Origin of the sequence: Ferruginibacter sp. (assembly GCF_028288465.1) — a bacterium.
Lineage (GTDB): Bacteria > Bacteroidota > Bacteroidia > Chitinophagales > Chitinophagaceae > Ferruginibacter.
Map to the genome: position 1 here is coordinate 132,184 of NZ_JAQBNR010000051.1, position 20,555 is coordinate 152,738.

The window sequence follows — 20,555 nt, forward strand, 5'->3', positions numbered from 1 at the left end:
CAGCGATAGCAATCTTATCAGTGAAGCATAGCTGCGCCACAGAATAAATGTGAAGTATTAAATGAATCAAACTACAGAACCCCTAGGGCTGCAGCGGCGGTTTTCCACCAGTTTGCGGTGGAACCGGCGAATGAACAATTGTCGGGTCAAGTGGCGGAGCATCCTCGTCACTCACTTCTGGTTCACCCTCATCTGTTTCTTCATCACCCGGGCCGGCTAAATTAACAGTGTCAGGAAAAAAATCTAAAAGCTGGTTTTCTGATTCAGCGAAGCCAGTTGTGTTTTCTAAGAAATTACCAATCGAATTTTCCATATCTTCATATTTATAGTTAAACCTAACATTTTTTTTGATTATTCCCAATTAAAAATCTTGTCATTCCGGTTATCATCTGTAAGATCAACCGCTGTTCTATTTTTCAGACACTATACAAATTGTATACTGGTTCAGGAAAAACAATTTTAAGCGTTTTGAATGATATGTTTTAAAGAATGTTTGATCAGTATTAGTTTTACATCAGTACCCATCCAATTTTAGTTATGAAGTTATTATTTAAAATAACAGTTTTAGCTGTACTGATTGCAATGGGTGCTCCGGTTTTTGTAACAGCACAAAATGATGCAGATGTTTTTCAGTTAAAAGAAAAATTGAAACAGTTTGAAAAGCGGCAGGTCTACCCGTCTGATACTGCTTATGTAAATACGTTGAACGACCTCGCTTATATTTATTCTTACAGCTATCCTGACAGTGCAATTGCCCTGCTTGCGGGCAACGCCGAACGTAGCCATTCAGCCGGATACTTTAAAGGTGAAACGAATACCTTTATTATTCTGGGAGATGCTTTTCAAACAAAAGGAATTTATAAACAAGCGCTGGGTTATTATGAAAAAGCGTTGCTGCTTGCACAAAAAAATAGTCCCCGGGATGTATTGCCACTTGTACTGAACCGGATTGGCATGATACATCTTAACCAGGGTAATTATGCAGAGGCGCTGAGCAAATTTTATGAATCGCTTAAGACCGCAGAAGCTTCCGACAACAAAGCATTGATTGGTGCCACACTCAATAACATAGCCATTGTACATTTTCACCAGGGTAATTTTGTGGAAGCCGAAAATGATTATCAAAAGAAACTTAAAGTGGCAGAAGCCATGCTCGATACCAGCAGCATGAGCCTCGCTTATAACGGCATAGGTGAAGCAAACCTGCAAATGAAAGACAAGGTTAAGGCGCTGCATAACCTTTCTATTGCGAACAAGCTGGCCTTACAAATTAACGACCAGGAAATGCTGTTAACTACCTCCTTGTCCCTTGCAGAAATTTACTACGCGACAGACAGTTTGCAAAAAGCAGTTTACCTTTTTAACAATGCACTGGCGCTTTCAAAACAAAAAGATAATGGCACGCATATTTGCAATGCTTTAATTGGTTTGGCAAAAGCCTACAACCGGCAGGGGATGTTGAAAGAGGCGCTGGCTGATGGGTTGGAGGCACTGCAAAGAGCTGAAAAAATGGGCCAGGTGCAGCTGATAAGAGATGCCAGTGAAATAGTTTCTTCCATTTATGAAGGCATGGGTGATGGGATAAAAGCCATCGCCTATTACAGGATATATAAAACAAATTCAGACAGCCTCAATAGCCTGGCAAGTCAGCGTGCAGTAGCGATAGAAAAAACCAGCTACGAATTTTCAAAAAAAGAAATTGCGTTTCAGCGTAAAACACTGCAGCAACAATGGTTAATTTTTTCCGCACTGGCGGCGCTCTTTTCCCTCGCAATTATTTTATGGGTAATCAGCCGCAGCCGCAACCGGCTTAACCATACTTATAAAGATCTGCAGCACAAAAACGAAGTGATTGCCGCTCAGAAATTAACGGCGGAAGAAACGCTTAGTAAACTGAAGGCGGCGCAGTCGCAGTTAATTCAGTCAGAAAAAATGGCGAGCCTTGGAGAACTTACCGCAGGCATTGCACACGAAATTCAAAATCCTTTAAACTTTGTCAACAATTTTAGTGAAGTAAGTGCCGAGCTGGTCGATGAAATGAACGAGGAAATTAACAAAGGAAATATACAGGAAGCAAAAGAAATAGCCGGGGATTTGAAACAAAACCTCGAAAAAATAAATCACCATGGTAAACGGGCAGGCGATATCGTAAAAGGAATGCTTCAGCACAGCCGTAGCAACAGCAATGCTACGATTGAACCAACTGATATCAATAAACTGGCTGATGAATATTTACGACTTGCTTATCATGGGTTAAGAGCAAAAGATAAATCTTTCAATGTTGCATTAAAAACAAATTTTGACGAATGCATCGGTAATATCAATATTATTCCACAGGATATTGGCAGGGTAATTTTAAATTTAATTACAAATGCATTCTATGCTGTAGATGAAAAAAAGAAATCAGGAATTGAAAACTATGAACCAACCGTTTCAATAAGTACAAAAAAGATGCATGGAAAGGTGGAAATAAAAGTTGCAGACAATGGCAATGGTATTCCACGGAACATAATAGACAAAATTTTTCAACCCTTCTTTACCACCAAACCCTCCGGACAGGGAACAGGGCTAGGATTAAGCTTAAGTTATGATATTGTAAAAGCACATGGGGGGGAGTTGAAAGTGGAAACAAAAGATGGTGAGGGGAGCGGGTTTATTGTTTCAATACCAGTTTGAATTATTAAAAATGAAACTGATAAAAAACAAAGGAGCAGTCTTGATAACACCAATTGCTTATTTGGCTGAGGATTACAGAGGGTGATCCCTGCTCCACCGCGACAGCGCATTCACTGGCGGGATACTTGCGCAAGATATTCCGGCAGTGCCGTTGTTTACTAGTTTGAAGAAGTGCTTAGACTTGGTGGGATGCAAAAGCCCTTGCAACGATGAGTGAAATTGACAACAAATCATTAATCAGTTAGCATGGTACAAAAAAAAGTGATATTCTTTATCATTTATAACGCGTCAATTAAACTGGAATAATAAAATAAGAATAATAAACAGGGTTCAAGGCCCGCCTTTTTGAGTACGCTTTAAAACTAGTCATTTCTCTGCGCCACACAAACTATTATTGTCCAGTATCTTGCTGGCGGAGCATGGAACAACTTACGAAGATTTTAAAAAATCAACTTGGCACGAGGGGCATAACTGATGCCTTCTCCCGCAACACATGTATTTTAAAGGAAAAGCAACTGCTTATAATAGACGAAAAGGGGGAAACTTGTCCGTTTCCCCCTCAGGTGGAGCTGCAGGGAGTCATTTCCGTTAGCTACCATATTGTGATTGAATATCTTATGAATTAAAATTGAAGAACTCACCTTTTTACGCACCGGCTCGTTTTTACAACAAAAAAACTATCAATTTTAGTAAAGGTAAATAAAGTTTGTTATTATAAATTAAGATCGCACTCAAACATGTCATCTCCGCACTTATTCACACGAGACATTTTTTTTACCGCCCGAAACAGTTTTTGCATTAACTCTTAGACATTTTGCTTCGTCGAAACCTACAATAACAAGTTGCTATAATTATAGTGTTACCAACGGTTGCACTTATTTTGTAACCAAAATTGCAAGAAGTCAAAGCAAGAAAAATGTCAGAATTAAAATTGGCTCTATGAAACTGCTGAAACACAGCATCCATCAACTTCAGCTTTCGCAAATACATTTGTTAGCAGCAGTAGCTCTCTTAAGCTTCACCGTCTTTGTCAAATAATTCATGCAGCTTTTGTTGTAATAGTTTTTTGTCTGGAAGTTGAGTTTTATATTCTGAGACCATGGTCGGAGAAAGGCTTCTACTCAAAGCATATTCAACTACTTCACTGTCTTTGTCTTTGCAGAGCAAAACTCCAATACTAGGATTTTCATTTGGTCTTTTTACGTCCCGGTCTAAAGCTTCCAGGTAAAAATTTAATTGACCCAGGTGATCAGGTTTGAATTTGTCCGCTTTTAGTTCAAACGCTACTAAACATTGTAAGCCACGATGATAAAATAATAGGTCCGTATAAAAGTCACTATTGCCAACTTGCAATTTGTATTCTTCACCAATAAAAAGAAAATCTTTTCCTAACTCAAGAATAAAATCTTTCATCTGCCTGATAAGGCCCCGCTGCAGGTCGCTCTCTGTGTGAGGGTCTGGTAGATTCAGAAAATCAAATACATAACTATCTTTAAATGTGTTTGTTAAATCAGGCCGGGTTTCTCTCAACATTGTTGAGAGTTTTGAATTAGCGATTATTGTCCGTTCAAATTGGCTTGCAGAAATCTGCCGGTCCAGTTCTCTGAAACTGTAATTCTCTTGTTTTGCCACCTTCAGATAAAACTCACGTTCTTCTGCCGTTTTGCACCTTGAAAAAATAGCCAAATTATGAGACCAGCTAATTTCCCTCAACAGTGTTGAGAGTTTTGGGTAATCCTTATAAGTTTCATAAAATTGCTTCATTCGCCAAAGATTTTTATCAGAAAAACCTTTAATCTCAGGCTCATTTTTTTGGATGAATTTTGCTAACTCAATAACAACCGATTCTCCCCATTCGGCAAGTTCAAGTCTTTTACAAATATATTCGCCGATGTTCCAGTATAAGTTTATCAATTCAGCATTAACTGCTCTTATGGCATTAACCCGGGATTGTTTTATAAGTTCAATAATGACAACAAACCGCTTATCCATGTAATTCCTAGTTTGCAACAAATTTAGAAAAATCTCACCCTGCTTGTCATTTTTTTATTGTCTACACTGTTCAAGTCAAAACTGTTCATTGTCAAGCTCCATTAGCCAAACCCGCTGTTGATAACAGTTGTTTTACGTTATAATGATTGTTCTAATTCGCTTGCTGCCTTAACCAAATAGTGTCGGGTTTCTCCGTCACGTTCAGTCTGTAGACGCTTTTGTATATCGATATACTTAGTGCTTCTATTGATAAAGTGCTCGGTCGAAATGAAGGTGTCCAACCATTTAGTAAAATCACCAAGTTCTTTTTGTTCTCTTGAGTAGTCAAAGTGTTTTGTAAAATCTGGAATTTCCAGATTAGAGCCTTCCCATTTGTCAATCGCAATGATTTGCCTTCCGAAATATTTGTCAAACAGGTAAGTATTGCTGCAAAAAGTTTGAAATGCCTTCTTCTCGGCTTCCTTTGTCTTACCTGTTTTAAACAAAATGATGGTCCACTCGAATAAAAAGTCGGGAAACCCCCTATCGTCTGGAAAGTTTTTATCAAACCACTTGGTATAGGTCAAGCCGCCTTTATAGTCGGTAAGTTGAATAAAATATTTTACCGGTAAGTAACGAAGCCCACGACTGTCATCATAGCAACCAAACTTTCTTTTCTCCGCGCTAAGTCTCCGCTTAATGTCGGTGATTTTTTTCTGAAGTTTCTCGATTTGTTTAGGAGTCATGAAGTCAGTTTACAATTGATACCAACGATCGAGTGTTACTGCAGGTGGGATATTTGCAGCTATGTCAGACCGGAACGTCCACCCAATAACAATTTAAAAGTACGAGTTAACAACTGTTCGCCGGAATGTAGTTGTGACAACTGTAACAAAGATTTTATTTTGCAGCTGGCATACTTGTACTCCCTATGTCACGATACAATTTCCAATCACCATTTCGCTTTTCCCAAACGACAACATATTTACCTCTGTCGATTAATAATTTTTTTTCATTTTTCATTTCATAGTTACCCGTTTCAATTATAAGCGCTGGGCTTGCGGTGATATCTGTGGTTGAAAACGTCATTTCTTTGATTCCCGCCCGAATAGCAGAACCCCAAGCATTGAGAATATCATTACCCTTCACAACTTCGCTATTGTCGAGCAATAATTCGGCATCTGGCCAATAATGAGACGCTAACGCAGAAGAATCACCGGCTGCAATTTGTTCTGAAAATTTCATATTGATACTGTCTATAAATGACTTCGCCCATTGTTTGTCTAAAGCCTGAATTTCAGCTTCCAGATTTGGCAATTTTTCAGAATTATTCGATTTGCAAGACGAAATATAAAAGCAAATTATTGATGCTGCGATAAAAAAATATGCCTTTGTCATAAAAATATATTTTAAATAAAACGAAATGTCTTTTAAAGTTACGTACAACGAACAGGGCTTGCTGCAGAGCTGGAATTCATTGCTCGCCCGCCCGGAACCGCTGCTGATTAAAGATATCAAAGTACAGGTTAATAAATAAAAGCCCAGCGATGTTTGTCCAGCCCAGATGAAGCACAATAGCGATAAAATGCCCATTGCTCCAATGTCCGGCCAGCCTTGCAGCAAACCTTTTGTTAGCTGCAGTCATGGGTTTTATACGCTCATCGCATCTCTGTTATAAAAAGTTCAATTATCAAAAGAGTTTGAGATTGATTTATAGTTTTGGATATTTTTCCTGAATAATAATCAACCCTGCTTGCAATTGTATGATATTCTTTTGAATCCTTATTAAGTTCGATTTTATTATCGGTGACAAATTTTATTATTACCTGGGACTCAGTATATTTTAAAGACACTTCAATGTTATTAATATCCCCAGAGTCAAAACAGATGGTTATACAATTCTGGAGTATTCTAAAAATTGCATATTTATCCTTTAAGCCAATATTTTCGATGTTATTTCCTCTAAAACAAAATGAAATCTTCTTTTGATGCTGTTTGGACAATCTGGCAATGTAATGCTCAACAGATTCAATTAGACCAAGTAAATCAATTTCTGTGGGCGACAGATTCTCGCATAAATGATTTAGTTGCCCAATAATTTCGCTGAGGTTTGAGCTGAGGTTTGTATACATGTTAATGTTACCTTCTTCCTTTCGTCTTCGTTCTATTTCCATTTTGGAAGCAGCAAGTGTTTGATTTACACTTTCTCTTAAAATTTCAACCACCTGCCTTTTTTCCGTTTCCTCTGTTTCAATGATCATTTGCAAAGTATCTCTTTTCGCTGTATTAATTTTCTTCTCCAGTTCTTTTAAAGAAGTAACATCTGCAACATGAACAAAAAAACCGATTACTTCACCACTATCTATATCAGGAATATAAGTGGCAAGTGAATGTCTGACGCCGCTGCCATCGGGCAATGGTATTTCCCTTTCAAACAATTGTTTTTGACCTAAAAGAACAGCATGTATATAAGGCAGGTTTTTTTCATAAAGGGGACCAAGTAATTCGTCAATACGCATATTGTTGATCATTTGCTCCTTGGATTTATTAAACCAATTTACATAAGCACTGTTTGCATACCGGCATACCAAATCTTTATCCCAATATGCAAGCATTGCGTCAATATGGTCTGATATTCTTATTGCTAACTCACCTAAATTATTGGAAGCGTATTTTTCAAATATTGCTTTTTTCTTTGTCATACTGATAAATATGCATTAAGGTATAACTTCCTATATTTTTTAATTGTGATGTATATCAGATTTCTAAATAATATTTGTCAGGTTAGTGGCTGGTTAAAGATTGCAGCTACCGTCAGACTGTGAAAAAACTAAACTATTTTTATTAATGTCAAAGACACCTATTAGAGAATGATTATCGTTTAAGCGATTCTCAAGCCTTTTTTTTAGTTTTTTCACAGTCTGACGTACCAGGCTTTATGTTGGGATTTTAACTGCCGTCTGCCCGGTACCGATGTTAAATTTATAATTAAAAGTTCATTGTTTGTACTGATGTTCAGAGATGCTGGTCAAGCGGAAACTGATGCCTGGCTTTGCTTTTGGATGAAGATTGTTGGTCAAGCCCCAATAGCATAAAGCCTCATGTTGACAGCATTTTTTTATGACTGATATAGTAAACCTATAACAACTTCGACCCCAAATGCAAATGCAATCGTGATTATAAGGCTTAGTATACTAGCTATAATCGCTCTTTCTGAGCCATAAAATGTCCCACCATTGGAAATATAAAGTCTCATTTTTTTCTACTTGAAAAAATTGAACACAAGCAGAAGCAATTATTGTAGAGCAGATTGGCAAAATAAAGTTCGGCACTTTTTCCAGTTGTGGTAAACCAATGATAGAGATAACCAATCCAGTTGTTATAATTATAGAGATTATCAAAGTGCGAACCTGACTTGACTTTTCTCCAAGGGCTTTGAAATTTTCGGCGATCATAAAGCCAGCAACTAAAGGACCAGTGAGCAAAGTGCAGATTAAAATCGTTCTTTTTTTGTAAAGTTTCGATTCCGGAATTATTGGTAAAATATGGTCTTCCATAGAGTCAACATAATTATGTTTAAAAATTGCTGCCAACGTTCCATGGCTTTATGTTGGGATATTTCCATTCATCCGCCCGGAACCGGTGCTGATTAAAAATATAAAAGTACAAGTTAACAAATAAAAGCCCAGCGATCCTTGTCCTGCTGAAGGTGGGATATTTTATAATGTCCAGCCCGGAACCGCCACCCAATTGAAAACATAAAGTTGAAATTAACGACAAAAAGCCAAATTGAAACTCGTCTGCCCGAACCAAAGTACAGCGATGCAGACAGCCGAAGTTTCAACGTCCATCCCCACTTGCAGCAATACCAATGTTATGTGCCGCTCTTTGTCTGCCCACTAATTGCTGATTAACTTTTTAAAGTCCTTATCATTAATTTCTTTCAAGTGCAAAGTGATTTTTTGTCCTTTAGTAATTGTCAAATCAGTTGAGTAAGCAAATACTTTTTCGTCCTTTACGGTATATGCAATTAGCCTTGCTTTGTAACCTATAGGCATATTTTCAAATTGTGGTGATTTGTCCGAATAGTATGAGGCTTGAATTACACTGTTTATGTCTTTGAAGACTAAATATACGTTTGCATTTTTCACACTGTCTTGCGGATTAAAAGTTGCATACAATTCGGTCGTGTTATCAGCTTCTAAAAATCTGTCGCAGTTAATCCAACCTAATTTACTTATTCCAATTTCATCATATACTTTTTGGCTAACAACATAGTTTTTCCGTTGCTTAATATTTCTCTCTTTTTCTTCTGGTGTTGGATTATAACCGCTATCCACATAATCCATAATTTTGTCGATGTCTGATTTCTTTTCATCATCCCACACTATATATGAAATTGATGTTGTGTCATTTGTTTTTGTAGTGTTTGCCGGTTGCTTTGATGCCTTAAATGTTTCAGTTGCTTTTTGCCAATTCATTTGTCCTAAATCATTCCTTTGTCCGTAAAAGAGTGCCATTTCTTTGTCTGACAATTTTGGTAATTGAACACTAAGATTTTTGCCTTCCTTTAATTTTAGCTGCTCACCATTTGAAGTCACACCGATAAAATATGCACCGCCTGATATAAGTAGTTTTCCATCAGAGGTAGTTTGAGCGTTAGACTTTAATAGCTGCCCTGTATTGGTTAGTTCTTTTAATTCAACTTCTATATTTTGTCCTAAAAGTTTACCACTCTCTGTAATAAGGTCATTGGGATTGATTGAAATTTTTGTTCCTCTTCGCCCTGTTACAACACTTGGTTTGTCACCAGAAACTTTAAATGTTTGCGAAGGCTCTTCGAATTTTTTTAAAGCATAATTAAGTATAGTTATGCCTGCTTTGTCATTGGTGTCATCGTCCTTTGTCTTTTTGGAATTGCTACAACTGCAGATTAATAAACAAACAGAAAGAAAAAATATCAATGTTCTTGTCATGGTAGGGTGTCGTTTAGAATAGCACATAACAATCGGGTATTTGCGAAGGCAGGGTATTCATTGATTGTCCAGCCCGATATAAATGCCCATTTGAAATTATGTTGTTGAAATTAGGAACTAAAGTTGAACATTGAACGTCGAGACTGAACCACTGCCGATGCTTTTACTTAGCTGATGTTAAATTGTTCCCGCCCCTGCTTTTGCAAATACTTTTGTTGTGCGTTCGCCTGTGTCAATTTATAATTGTAACGAATTACTGTTTTGTCACGAAATCCATTGCTTCAGAAAAAGTAGTTACCCAATAGTCGTCCTGATGTGCTTTTAAATAGGCAAGGAAAGCTCTATGTGTTGCAGTTGAAATTTGAAAAACTTGCCCCCCTACACCATGTAATTGAAAAACACCCATTCCACCCACTTTCTTTACTTTCTCTGCAAAGGCAATAAGTTCTTCCAGCGTTGTTCCTGTCCATACATGCCAGGACGGAACTTTCATTGTGTTCAGATTTTTGAAATTTGAAATTATGCTTGTACTGTCTCCACCGGCTCTAGCATACTTTACTAACCCTAGCTTTTTTATGATAGTTGTGTAATCCGTATCTCCAATTAAAAAATTATTGCAAGGAAAGGCAAAAGACCTTTCTTTTCTATTCGGGTCTAACAAGGCAAGAATAGAATTCTCGGTTTTAATTTCCGTTATTAATTTATCAATTGTGTAAGTATCAATTGAAATTGATTTTTGCCATCCTAATTTTTCAGGACATGCATGAAATAGTGTATGGTTTGCGAGTTCCTGTCCATTCCTAGCAGCTTTCGTCCAACCTAAAACAGCTTCTGGAGTTTGTCCAACGACATCAGATTGAGATGAACCTTGAATTGAATTCAGAAAGAATGTTGCTTTGAAACCTACCGAGTCTAATTGAGGAATTACAGTTGAAAGTTGTGTTTCCAAGCCGTCGTCATACGTTAGGCAAATGATAGCTTTTGCCCTCTGGGCGAAAGCGGACAAGAAAAAAGTAGTTACTAAAATTAAGGCTAGCCCTATTTTTTTATATTTCATGAAGCAGGGATTTGAACTTTATGTAAAGTGACGCACAACGGGCCAGGTATAGCCGATGGTGGGGAATTTTATATTCGTCCGCCCGGAACCGCTGCCTGGCTTTTTGCTAAAGTTAAATATTAAGAACTAAAGTCGGGCTTTATTCGTCACGCCCCGAACCACAGCACAACAGAATTACCGCTGCTGATTGCTGCAATGGCAAGCCCCACTATTGGCAATACCAATGTTAACGGTTCGTTGTTTTTATTTTTTTGTCAGTTTATATTTCAAATGAGTTGTCAAGTCGGATGGTATAACTTCTGTAATTTGCAAGTCATATTTGTCTTTGTCAATACCTTCAAACAGACGGATACCGCTACCTAAAAAAACTGGTGCAATGTGAATGAAAAACTCGTCTACAAGCCCGGCATTCAAAAACTGTTGGATAGTGTTTGCACCACCTTGAATTCTTATGTCCTTTCCTTTGGCCGATTGTCTTGCTTTGTCCAAAGCACTTTCTACTCCATCGTTTATAAAGTAGAAAGTTGTTGTTCCTTCTTGAACCCAAGGCTCTCGTATCTCGTGTGTTAAAACATATACGTCTGCTTTGTATAAGTCATTTGGCCAACTGGCTTCGCCTTCTTCAAACATTCGTTTACCCATAATGAATGCACCCGTCCTCGCAATTGTTTCTCTAATGTATTTTCCGTCAGCACTGTCTTCTTTTCCGCCTTCAAACCCAAGGTATTCCCAAAAAGCTTTTTGATTAAACATCCACGAGTGAATTTGTCCTGACACACCTCCCATAGGATTTTTAGGGCTTCTGTTATCTCCTGCGAAAAAGCCGTCAAGTGATATTCCGCTATCAAATATGATCTTGCTCATTTTTAATTTTTTGTTTGTAATGTAATTGTACTAATCCTGTATCAAATGTTTTTGCTGTCACAAATTCAAATAATTGCTCAGGTCGTCCGTCTTTAAAAAGGCGTGTCCCGTATCCTAACAACACTGGTATAACCGAAATTATTAGCTCATCTATTAAGCCGTGTTTCAATAGTTCATTTATTACTTCTGCACCACCGTCACAATAAATATTTTTTCCTTTTTCAGACTTTAGTCGTTTGACTAATTCGGTTATGTTTCCTGTATAGAAGATTGTTCTACCGACTTGAGATTTTTTAGTTCTTGTTATAACATAAATATCTCGATGTCCGTTATCGTAGTGAGATGGTCCGATCTCTTTAAGTACATAATCATAGGTTCTTCGGCCAATAATTATCGTGTCAATTGTGTTTGTAAATTCTGAATAACCGTAGTCTTCGCCTTCCTTTTCAACAAGCTTTAAGAAACTAAGGTCGTCATTTGGTTTTGCAATGTAACCATCTAAACTCATTGCAATGAAAAGTGATATTTTTCGCATCTGTTTTAAATTTTAACGTTTCTGCAAATCTACTTTCAGACAAGCAATCACACTTTGTAAAAATGCGACAAATTAAAGTAGTGATGGTGAAAGTCCGGTATTACGCTTGATTTCATTGCTAAGATGCGAATGGTCATAATAGCCACATTCAAATGCAATATCTAACAAGCTGCGTTTTTGATTTGAATTTTTGATTATACTTAAAGCATTCTGAAAACGAATAATACTTGAATATTCTTTTGGTGATAGTCCAATGAGCTTTTTAAAATTTCGCTCCAATTGTCTTACCGTAGTGAAATTTCGTTTTGATAGTTCGGAAATACTAATTTGTCCATTTGTTGAATGGATATCGTTGATAACTGATTGTAGTGGTTTGTTTTTGCTTTTTATTCTCTCTGAAAAGAAATGGTCAAAATAATTAAATGGGTTGTCAAATATCTTATCAACATTAAATGAATTGGATTTTTCAAATTCAATAGTATCGTTGGTTAACTCATTTTGCGAAGCGTAACTATAGAAATTATCAAAAGTTGCAGGTTTCAGGCACACACCTATTAAATGTGTATCGGTGTCAATAAAGCTGTCTTTAAATGTAGTCATCGCACCAACTATGTAAGTTTTCCCAAACTCCATTAAAATCGATCCGTTGTCAGTCAAACAAGTATCTCCTAAGTTCATTACTATACCAGCACAACCATCTGGAAAAACCCGTTCCCACTGTCTTTCCAGTTCGTTTCCTCTCAGTTCCCAATAGAAATGAATAAAGGGTTCTAATTCTTTGTACGGCTTTACTTTATGGTACTTCATTGGTTTTTGCAGTGTCGTTTTACAATGACCGCTAACGGACAGGGCCTTGCGCAGCTGTGGTATTAGGATTACGTCCGCTCGAGCCGCTGTTGATTAAAAATATTTGATGAAGTTAGAACAAAAGTTCAGCGATGTTTGTCAAGCCCGAACCAACGCCCGGCTTTGCAAACTGCTGAAGTTTTGATTGTTCAGGCCCGCTTGACAGCAATACTTTTGTTACCAGCCGTTTTTCAACGAATTATTTAACTGGATATTTACCTACTGCTTTTACTTCCTTGTCTGTAAACTTTAAAATTTCTGTTGTTATTGGATAGCCTGATTTTTTGTATTCATCAATTACTATCTGCCCAATTCTAGCAGAAAAGAAATTAAAATCTTTTTCTGAGAAAATGTAACAAAAGTCTCTAACTGGAATAACTGCATAAAATGGAAATCCGAAATCCTTTTTTACCTTTTCTTTCATCGAAGGAGCAAAAAGTAACGCAGGCTTTAATGATGTGTGTTCAACTTCAATAAGTCCAACCTTACGATTTTCGATTGTATCAAAAGAAATGGGAGTTACAGCCAAAAGCTTGTCAGCATTCTGATTCGCTTGTTTATCAAGATCTGCCTCCGTAATATTCCATTTTTTTAAATCATCTGGCGTTATCCATGTTAATTTTCCCTGTCCACTATGAATATAAACTTTACTAAATTCATCAGTGACTTTGCTATGCAAAGAGTCAGCAAATTCATAGTAATTTGGGAACAATGAGATATAAATGTCATTTTGTACATCTGTCCACTTTGAAGGAAGTTCAAGGGAATTAGATATTAAGGTTTGAACCAAGTCTGAAATGTGAGAAGTGTCTTTATCCCTTTCATAGTTCTTTCTTACATTATCCAAACTGACTTTTAACGTTGTTTCACCTTGCGAAATATAAATTAGTTCTGTTTCATCAAAGGAGTCAATACGCATTCCGTATTTTTCAATTTGTGATTTAAATTCGTCAAATACAAAATCCTTCTTCGCCTTCGCCTTGCACCCTAAAAGCCCAAAAAGCATTGTCAAAATTGTAAAGTATATGAAGTGTCTCATTAAAATGGCAGGTAACGGCCAGGGCTTTATGCTGTTGGGATAATTACCATTGTCCTGCCCGGTACCGATGCTAAATTTATAAATTAATGCTCATTGTTTGAATTAAAGACCAAAGTTGCTTGTCAAGCCCAAACCAAGGACTGGCTTTTCTTTTAGCTGAAGATTGTTGGTCAAGCCCCAATAGAATAAAAGCACATGTTAGCCGTAATGCATTTTATCACTAAATTAAATCAGAAACAAATAATAGAAAATTGATTGGTGCACACACCAGCAAACAATAGCAATTAAATAAGGGGAATATTTTTTCTTGTTTCTAATGTCAGAGATTATAAGGGCTATCAATATAGATTGTATAATTGCAAACTGAATATTTTGAGTAGCTAAATCAGAAAAACCAAAAATGTTTGGTAAGATCCGCCCCACTGTAGGTCCTAATAGCACCATTGCCGCTGCAATCATATACCGCATATGTAACGAGCTTTTTTTTCGATACTTAATTGCCATGCAATAAAAAAGTATAAGCAAAGATCCATCACCAATTGCAAAAAATGCATACTTGGGTGTATCAGAATTTAAGTTGTTGACTATACTGGGGATAAATGACAGCATCAGTAAAGGGAAAATGAAATAGGATAATTTGCCTAATTTTCTATGCCATGCCATTTTTTTGTTACCTACCAAAAATGGTTGTACAATGATTAGTGTAACCCATACCACAGCAATAGCTGCATGGATATGAATGAACGTATGTTTTACTTTTTCAAATGAAGGAAATTGAACAATATATGTTTTGTAAAACCCTACAAATATTAGTGGAATTAATAGTAGAAAGAAATAACCGAGATACCTATAGGATTTTTCCATTTTTATGATTGTTTAATGTGTTCAGTCATTGGTAAGCGCATTACAGCTAACGTCCGGGGTTTTAGGCTGTTGGGATATTTACCATTGTCCTGCCCGGAACCGATGCTAAATTTATAATTAAAAGTTCATTGTTTGTACTAAAGTTCAAAGGTGCTTGTTCTGCTGAAACTAAAGACTGGCTTTGCTTTTAGCCGAAGATTGTTGGTCAAGCCCCAATAGCATAAACCCACTGTTGTGCCTTCGGCTTGTTTGTCGGTGATAGTATAATTATTCTTTCAAGTGAGGAAATGATTAGATATTAAAACTCTTTTCAAAAAATAGTATCTCCAACGGAACGCACTACAGATTGCCAAACCTCTGTGGAACGAACATGATAGAAAATTGTATATACAAGCAAGCCGACCATTACTATAGTGTAAGGAATTGGGTTTTTCTTCCTTATAATATCATTTACTAAAAGTAGTGCTGATACTATAACACTAAAATATAATGGGATAAAAAAGTCGTACGGTTGAATGCTATCAGGCTCAAAACTGTGTTGCAAAATTCTGCTTAGAATGGCTGTGAGCATAATAAATGAAGTGCCAATCATGTATCTCTGGTGATTGAAAACATCTTTTTTATTTATGATAGCAAGCGAATAAAAAAGCAAAAATATCAGTGGTGCAATAAAATTTAATGCTTGTATACTAGCTACTTCGTTAAACGGTATTTTTTCTATGGTAGTAAGATAATTCTGCCTTGTTGCCAGAAACATTGAGATGACCATTAATGGAACTATGAAATAAGATACTCTCCCTATAAATTTGTGTGCTTTGTATTTGCCTTTATAAATCAGATAGGGCTGAATAAATAATATAATCATCCATGAAACCATTAGTGCTCCATGAGTATGATGTAACCAGTTAAATCCATTAAATTGAGGAAAGTATTTAGTGTATTCAGGATGAAAGGCTACCTGCAATAAAACGAATAAGAATCCCATTGCTATAAAAAATGCTTTGGGTGTGACGTCTTTCGTTTTACTTTCCTGGTTCATATTTTGTTAAATGATAGTGAAGGTCTTTTAAGCTGACGCACAACGAAGGCATTGGTGCAGTACGGGGATAGTCGCTGTGTCCACTTGGTGCTGATGCCAATTAAAGATGAGATTTTTAATTTAAACTACAAAAGCTAATTGGTTATCGGTCAAGCCGAGACTGAAGAAATATAGCGATATGATGCTGATAATATAAATGTCCGCACGTATTGCGCCAATGCAATGTTAGCAGTAGTGCTTTATAAACATTGAATTATAATACTTATTTAATTTTCCTAGCCTTTATTCCGATCCCATAACTTTTAAATATTAGATATTTTATTTTCCCGCTTTTATCTTTAACAAAAAAAACTTCTTCAGTCCCGCCATAATTGAAAAAGCCTATGTTAGGTTTGAAGAAAAATTCCTTATCAGAACATGGTATAAGTTCAATTTTTTCAGTATTATTATTTTCCTGCATCATTAGTTTATTGTTTTCTTTTGAAACAATATAAGAAAGAGAGGGCATTAGCTGATATTGTCCCACATAGGAGTCATAGAATTTCCAATTAGGTGCAGAGGCTTTTTTTATATAAGGATAAAATGTTTCATGTGAAGCTAAAAGGAGCCAATTCCCACCTCTATTTATGTACGTATCTGTCTTTCTAAGATCCGGCACTTCGTTTTCGTTATTCCCCCACCATTCATGCTCTTTAATTTTATAACTCATCACAACAACATTTTCTTCCTTGACTAAATAGACATCTTCGAAATTAAACACGTCTTTATATCCTTTAAACGGAGGCCCAAACCCTTTCATGACCTCGGCTTTATTAATAATTTTTCCGGTTGGAGTACTAATAATATAGTCATTTGCGACATACGGTGACCAAATACTTGTGTCGCCTAGATCAAATGCTTCTATTCGCTTATGAGCCAGCTGCATCATTTGACTGATAAAAGTTGAATCTACTTTAGACTGTGCTTGTGCAATTTTTATAAATGTAATTACAGTTATCGTCAAATATGTTGTAAGCTTTTTCATACTTTAAATTTATTGAGTGTTCGATTACATTACTGCTAACGAGCCGAAGCTTTGCGCAGATGTGGAATTAAGATTGTGTCCTGCCAAAACCGCTGATGATTGAAAATAATTTACTGAAATTAAAAATTAATGATCAGCAATGTTTGTCCAGCCCGGAACTGAAGTTTGGATTTGTACAAATGCTGAAGTTAGTTTGTCTAGCCACACTTGCGCAAAACTTTTTGTTGGACGCTGTTCTATGGGAATTTAGTGTTAGCTTTTTCTATTGCCTCGCTATAGAGAAAACCATTTGCTATTAAGTATCTCAAGTATGCATCTTTCTGTCCAGCATAATCGGTAAACTGGATTTGAGATGCAATGCCGGCTTGATATTCTTTTTCTTTTTGCTCCCATTCCCTTTTTAGTTTACCAAGTAGTTCCAGTTGTTTCTGAAATCGTACTCGACGGATGTCAACATTGGGTTGTGAATTTTTAGATGCAAATTCAATTGCCATTGAGCCAGTAATGTCTCGAAAAACTATATAAAGCAAGTGATCAAGATCAAGTGCATAATCTCTTTTAATTTCTTGTCCTCTTTCAAAGATTTCATACGAAAATTGCCCTGTGTCGCTTATTTCTATATTTGGATGCGAATCAGTCGAATTGCCAAAAGTTGGAATTAATTTTTCTGGGGCTTCAATAATAGAAGCTAGTTTGTTGATTGAAGATTTTATATAATTAAACTTATCTTTCAAGTTATACGAGATTTCAAAAAAATAGCGATAGCCGGCCAGGTATTGCTGCAGGGGCGGAATTCATTGCTTGTCCTGCCCCGGAACCGCTGTTGAATAAAGATAAAAAAGTAAAAGTTAACAAACAATAGCCCGGGAGGATGTTTGTCCCACCCAGCTGATGTTGATAGCGATAAAATGCTCATTGATACAACGTCCTGCCAGACTTGAAGCAAACCCAATGTTAGCTGCAGATTTATTGAACCTCAAATAGTTTGTCCGTGTGTAATTGCTTTACAAACTGCGTAATTTGTTCAATAAGTTTTTTAAGTTGTGTTTGGCTATTATAGTTGAAATACATATTCTTTCTGCCGTTGTCAAACTCTTTGAAAGACAAATCGAAGTCACTGGCTCTTTTACATACCTTTCTTTTCTTGATAAAAAAAGTCATTTCGTAAAAACAGGTGTGGTCAATAGTCTGACTAATTGTTGTTACTGTCTCACCATGCTTGGATTGAATATAAGTTGGACTATAGATTATTTCACCGTCAATCTTTTTTCGGTGGGTAATGTAAAAAGTCAGCGGGTTAATAGTGTCAAGCAGCAAAGGTTTATAGAGCTTACAACCGTCAAATTTTTGCAGAAATGTGTTTCCTTTTTGTTTCCAAAGCAGGTAACAATCGTTAAAGACGTTGCAGGTATCTGTTATATTTACGCTGCCCGAACAAACCAAAGAATATTTGAAAAATGTGTCAATATTATTTTCCTTTAAACTGTCCTGGAACCTTGTCACTCTTGTTTCAATTTCATTTAAGTTTTGTCCGAAAGAGAATGTTGAAATAAATATTATAGGGCAGAGAAGAAGTCTTGTCATTAGAATTTTTAACTAAAGATTCAATCGCAGAGTGTTTCCACAAAATTTGCAGCTAACGGCCAAGGTATTTGCGAAGGCTGGGCAATAGTATTCCGTCCGCCCATACCCCATACCGATTGAAATTATTTTGTTGAAGATAACAATTGATGCTGATTGTTTCCGTATCCGCCGGAACCGAAATTGATTAAAGATTTGCTGCAGATTGTTTTTCCGTCTGCCCAGCTTTTGCAAGATACCCGTGTTAGCTGATGTTTTATTCCTCAAATGCTGAAGGATATATTTCCATCCCATCTATCATAAACCTATATAGATTATAATCTTCAACAGATAATTGGTCTTCAGAATTTGCCGATACTAAAATTATTTGATTTTCTTCTGCCAATCCCCACCATACCCAATTGACGTTATCTTTTTTAAATCTTCGTTCGAGAAAAATTCTTTTGTTAGAGATTTCTTTTATTATCTCTGATTCAGGAATGTAGTTTCCAGTAAATTCTTGAAAGAAATCTGTTAGTACTTTTTCATCCACATCCAAACTAGCCTGATAACCGGTTAAGGTTAGGTTTGAGCTAGTTTCAGGAGATGTTATCGTAACAATATTATCTTCAGTTTCCTCAAGGACAAAATGTTTTGGATAGAAAATTCTGTAACTACCAGTTTCAGGTACATGGGGAATCAATTCAATTTGTGCCATTATATTCAATTGGAAATTAGGGTTCGTATAAAATATCAGCTAACGGTCAGGGATTGGCGAGGTGGTGATATTATAATTCCGTCCGCCCACAACCGCTGCTGATGAAATTATTTTGTTGAAGTTAGGATTCATAGTTGAAAGTTGAATGTCGAGCCTGACCCGCTGCTGGCGCTTTCATCTAGCTGATGTTACATTGTCCCGCCATGCTTTTGCAAATACTTTTGTTAGCAACAGTTTAGCTGTGTAAACTGTAACCATCCCGTGCTTCAATCAATCTGTCGCCGAATTTGAATGTCACACTATTAAAGATTAATGATTTTATGTCTGAAATATCTTCAGGTTCTTCACGGATGTCAAATGAAATTCCAGAGAATTCAAATTCTTTGGATAAAAGGATAAAAGAATATCTGTGTGCCTCCGTCGTAAGTGTTTCTCTTTGTTTTATAGTCTGGAAAGCGGTCAAGAATGTCCTACATTTTTAAAGAGAAATCTTCACCTGCAATTGCGAAGCAGTCAATGGGCTTATCTGCGTCGGTAGGTAACAAGTCAGGATTTATGCAAGCCCATACAAATCTTTTGTCAAAGGGAATTAGAAACTTCGAGCCACGAATTTCTTTGCTAGGATTTGGTTTTTCAACTCCAACAAATTGTACGAGTTGATGAGTTGATGGAAATTTGTCACGTTTCAATAGGTCACAGAAGCTGTCGAACCAGGCTAATCGTCTTTCTTTTCTAAGTCACTTCTCAAAGTTGCGAATTGTGTCATTTAAATTGTTGCTAACGTTCTAGGCTCGCCGCATGGCTGGAATTGTTGCTGTGTCAGCCCGGCAACTGAAGCCGATTAAAAAACTGATGTTGAAGTTAACAACTGAAAGCCAAATAGAATTCGGTCAAGCCCGATATTAGCTGATAGTAGTAAAACTGCCGATTGTTATTCCGTCCGCCAGCCTTACGGCAAACCTTTTGTTACCTCCTGCCCCTTGTCATGTACTGATGAGGTTGTGGCATTTTGTGAAGTGTCATACCTTAAAATATTTTGTGCGATTGTTTCTTTTAAAGTCTGAATGTCAAACGGCTTTTCGATATAACCATCCGCATTAATTTTTTTACATATCTCTTTAATTTCTGCATTGGCTGAAAAGAGAAGGACAGGAATGTGCTGTGTCGAAGGATTTTGTTTTATTAGGAATATGGCTTTTTCACCGCCAATTACCGGTATCCACAGGTCCATTAAAATAAGGTCGGGCTTAATGGATTCAATGTCGCTAATTACATTTTCACATCGGGATAATGTTTCTACCCGATATTGATTTTGTGATAAAAATTGTTTACAGAAAAACAAAATGTCCATGTCATCCTCGTAGATCAAAATACACTTTTCCATAA

General features: G+C 36.6%; 20 protein-coding genes. 1 reads left to right on the forward strand and 19 read right to left on the reverse strand.

Going from position 1 to position 20,555, the window contains the following annotated elements:
* Positions 1 to 82: 82 nt before the first annotated feature.
* Positions 83 to 313, reverse strand: coding sequence for a hypothetical protein (locus JWR61_RS20070; RefSeq protein ID WP_301929506.1), 231 nt, complete (start codon positions 311 to 313; stop codon positions 83 to 85).
* 224 nt (positions 314 to 537) lie between these two features.
* Between JWR61_RS20070 and JWR61_RS20075 the strand changes: the two genes are divergently transcribed.
* Entirely contained in the window at positions 538 to 2,676 is a 2,139-nt protein-coding gene (locus JWR61_RS20075; RefSeq protein WP_301929507.1) for a tetratricopeptide repeat-containing sensor histidine kinase, read from the forward strand.
* A gap of 1,011 nt (positions 2,677 to 3,687) precedes the next feature.
* Here the strand turns inward: JWR61_RS20075 and JWR61_RS20080 are convergent.
* From JWR61_RS20080 to JWR61_RS20165, 18 genes are all read right to left on the reverse strand, one after another.
* Complete coding sequence (locus tag JWR61_RS20080; RefSeq protein WP_301929508.1) at positions 3,688 to 4,668, reverse strand: YhcG family protein; 981 nt, start codon at positions 4,666 to 4,668, stop codon at positions 3,688 to 3,690.
* Between the two features lie 137 nt (positions 4,669 to 4,805).
* Positions 4,806 to 5,393 (reverse strand): hypothetical protein, encoded by a 588-nt coding sequence (locus tag JWR61_RS20085; protein ID WP_301929509.1) that lies wholly within the window; start codon positions 5,391 to 5,393, stop codon positions 4,806 to 4,808.
* Positions 5,394 to 5,547: 154 nt separating this feature from the next.
* Complete coding sequence (locus tag JWR61_RS20090) at positions 5,548 to 6,045, reverse strand: DUF4440 domain-containing protein (protein ID WP_301929510.1); 498 nt, start codon at positions 6,043 to 6,045, stop codon at positions 5,548 to 5,550.
* A 260-nt stretch (positions 6,046 to 6,305) separates the two neighbouring features.
* Positions 6,306 to 7,349 (reverse strand): PAS domain-containing protein, encoded by a 1,044-nt coding sequence (locus JWR61_RS20095; RefSeq protein ID WP_301929511.1) that lies wholly within the window; start codon positions 7,347 to 7,349, stop codon positions 6,306 to 6,308.
* A 492-nt stretch (positions 7,350 to 7,841) separates the two neighbouring features.
* Positions 7,842 to 8,240, reverse strand: coding sequence for a hypothetical protein (locus JWR61_RS20100; RefSeq protein WP_301929512.1), 399 nt, complete (start codon positions 8,238 to 8,240; stop codon positions 7,842 to 7,844).
* Between the two features lie 306 nt (positions 8,241 to 8,546).
* Positions 8,547 to 9,623, reverse strand: coding sequence for a hypothetical protein (locus JWR61_RS20105; RefSeq protein WP_301929513.1), 1,077 nt, complete (start codon positions 9,621 to 9,623; stop codon positions 8,547 to 8,549).
* 253 nt (positions 9,624 to 9,876) lie between these two features.
* Positions 9,877 to 10,680 (reverse strand): polysaccharide deacetylase family protein, encoded by an 804-nt coding sequence (locus JWR61_RS20110; protein WP_301929514.1) that lies wholly within the window; start codon positions 10,678 to 10,680, stop codon positions 9,877 to 9,879.
* A 243-nt stretch (positions 10,681 to 10,923) separates the two neighbouring features.
* The gene (locus JWR61_RS20115) at positions 10,924 to 11,544 is read right to left on the reverse strand and encodes a dihydrofolate reductase family protein (protein WP_301929515.1); all 621 of its coding nucleotides are present in this window, start codon (positions 11,542 to 11,544) and stop codon (positions 10,924 to 10,926) included.
* A complete protein-coding gene (locus JWR61_RS20120; RefSeq protein ID WP_301929516.1) occupies positions 11,525 to 12,079 on the reverse strand; it encodes a dihydrofolate reductase family protein in 555 nt (184 codons plus the stop codon). The genes JWR61_RS20115 and JWR61_RS20120 overlap by 20 nt, the downstream gene beginning before the upstream one ends.
* A gap of 72 nt (positions 12,080 to 12,151) precedes the next feature.
* The gene (locus JWR61_RS20125; RefSeq protein ID WP_301929517.1) at positions 12,152 to 12,886 is read right to left on the reverse strand and encodes a helix-turn-helix transcriptional regulator; all 735 of its coding nucleotides are present in this window, start codon (positions 12,884 to 12,886) and stop codon (positions 12,152 to 12,154) included.
* Between the two features lie 238 nt (positions 12,887 to 13,124).
* Entirely contained in the window at positions 13,125 to 13,937 is an 813-nt protein-coding gene (locus tag JWR61_RS20130) for a hypothetical protein (RefSeq protein ID WP_301929518.1), read from the reverse strand.
* Between the two features lie 252 nt (positions 13,938 to 14,189).
* Positions 14,190 to 14,828 (reverse strand): hypothetical protein, encoded by a 639-nt coding sequence (locus tag JWR61_RS20135; RefSeq protein WP_301929519.1) that lies wholly within the window; start codon positions 14,826 to 14,828, stop codon positions 14,190 to 14,192.
* A 310-nt stretch (positions 14,829 to 15,138) separates the two neighbouring features.
* Positions 15,139 to 15,867: a hypothetical protein gene (locus tag JWR61_RS20140; RefSeq protein ID WP_301929520.1), complete on the reverse strand. Its 729-nt coding sequence runs from the start codon at positions 15,865 to 15,867 to the stop codon at positions 15,139 to 15,141.
* A 262-nt stretch (positions 15,868 to 16,129) separates the two neighbouring features.
* Complete coding sequence (locus tag JWR61_RS20145) at positions 16,130 to 16,891, reverse strand: nuclear transport factor 2 family protein (RefSeq protein WP_301929521.1); 762 nt, start codon at positions 16,889 to 16,891, stop codon at positions 16,130 to 16,132.
* 236 nt (positions 16,892 to 17,127) lie between these two features.
* Positions 17,128 to 17,625: an Imm63 family immunity protein gene (locus JWR61_RS20150; protein WP_301929522.1), complete on the reverse strand. Its 498-nt coding sequence runs from the start codon at positions 17,623 to 17,625 to the stop codon at positions 17,128 to 17,130.
* Positions 17,626 to 17,857: 232 nt separating this feature from the next.
* Positions 17,858 to 18,475, reverse strand: a complete 618-nt coding sequence (locus JWR61_RS20155; protein ID WP_301929523.1) for a hypothetical protein — start codon at positions 18,473 to 18,475, stop codon at positions 17,858 to 17,860.
* 253 nt (positions 18,476 to 18,728) lie between these two features.
* Positions 18,729 to 19,169, reverse strand: coding sequence for a hypothetical protein (locus tag JWR61_RS20160; RefSeq protein ID WP_301929524.1), 441 nt, complete (start codon positions 19,167 to 19,169; stop codon positions 18,729 to 18,731).
* A gap of 949 nt (positions 19,170 to 20,118) precedes the next feature.
* The gene (locus JWR61_RS20165) at positions 20,119 to 20,553 is read right to left on the reverse strand and encodes a response regulator (RefSeq protein ID WP_301929525.1); all 435 of its coding nucleotides are present in this window, start codon (positions 20,551 to 20,553) and stop codon (positions 20,119 to 20,121) included.
* Positions 20,554 to 20,555: the final 2 nt, after the last annotated feature.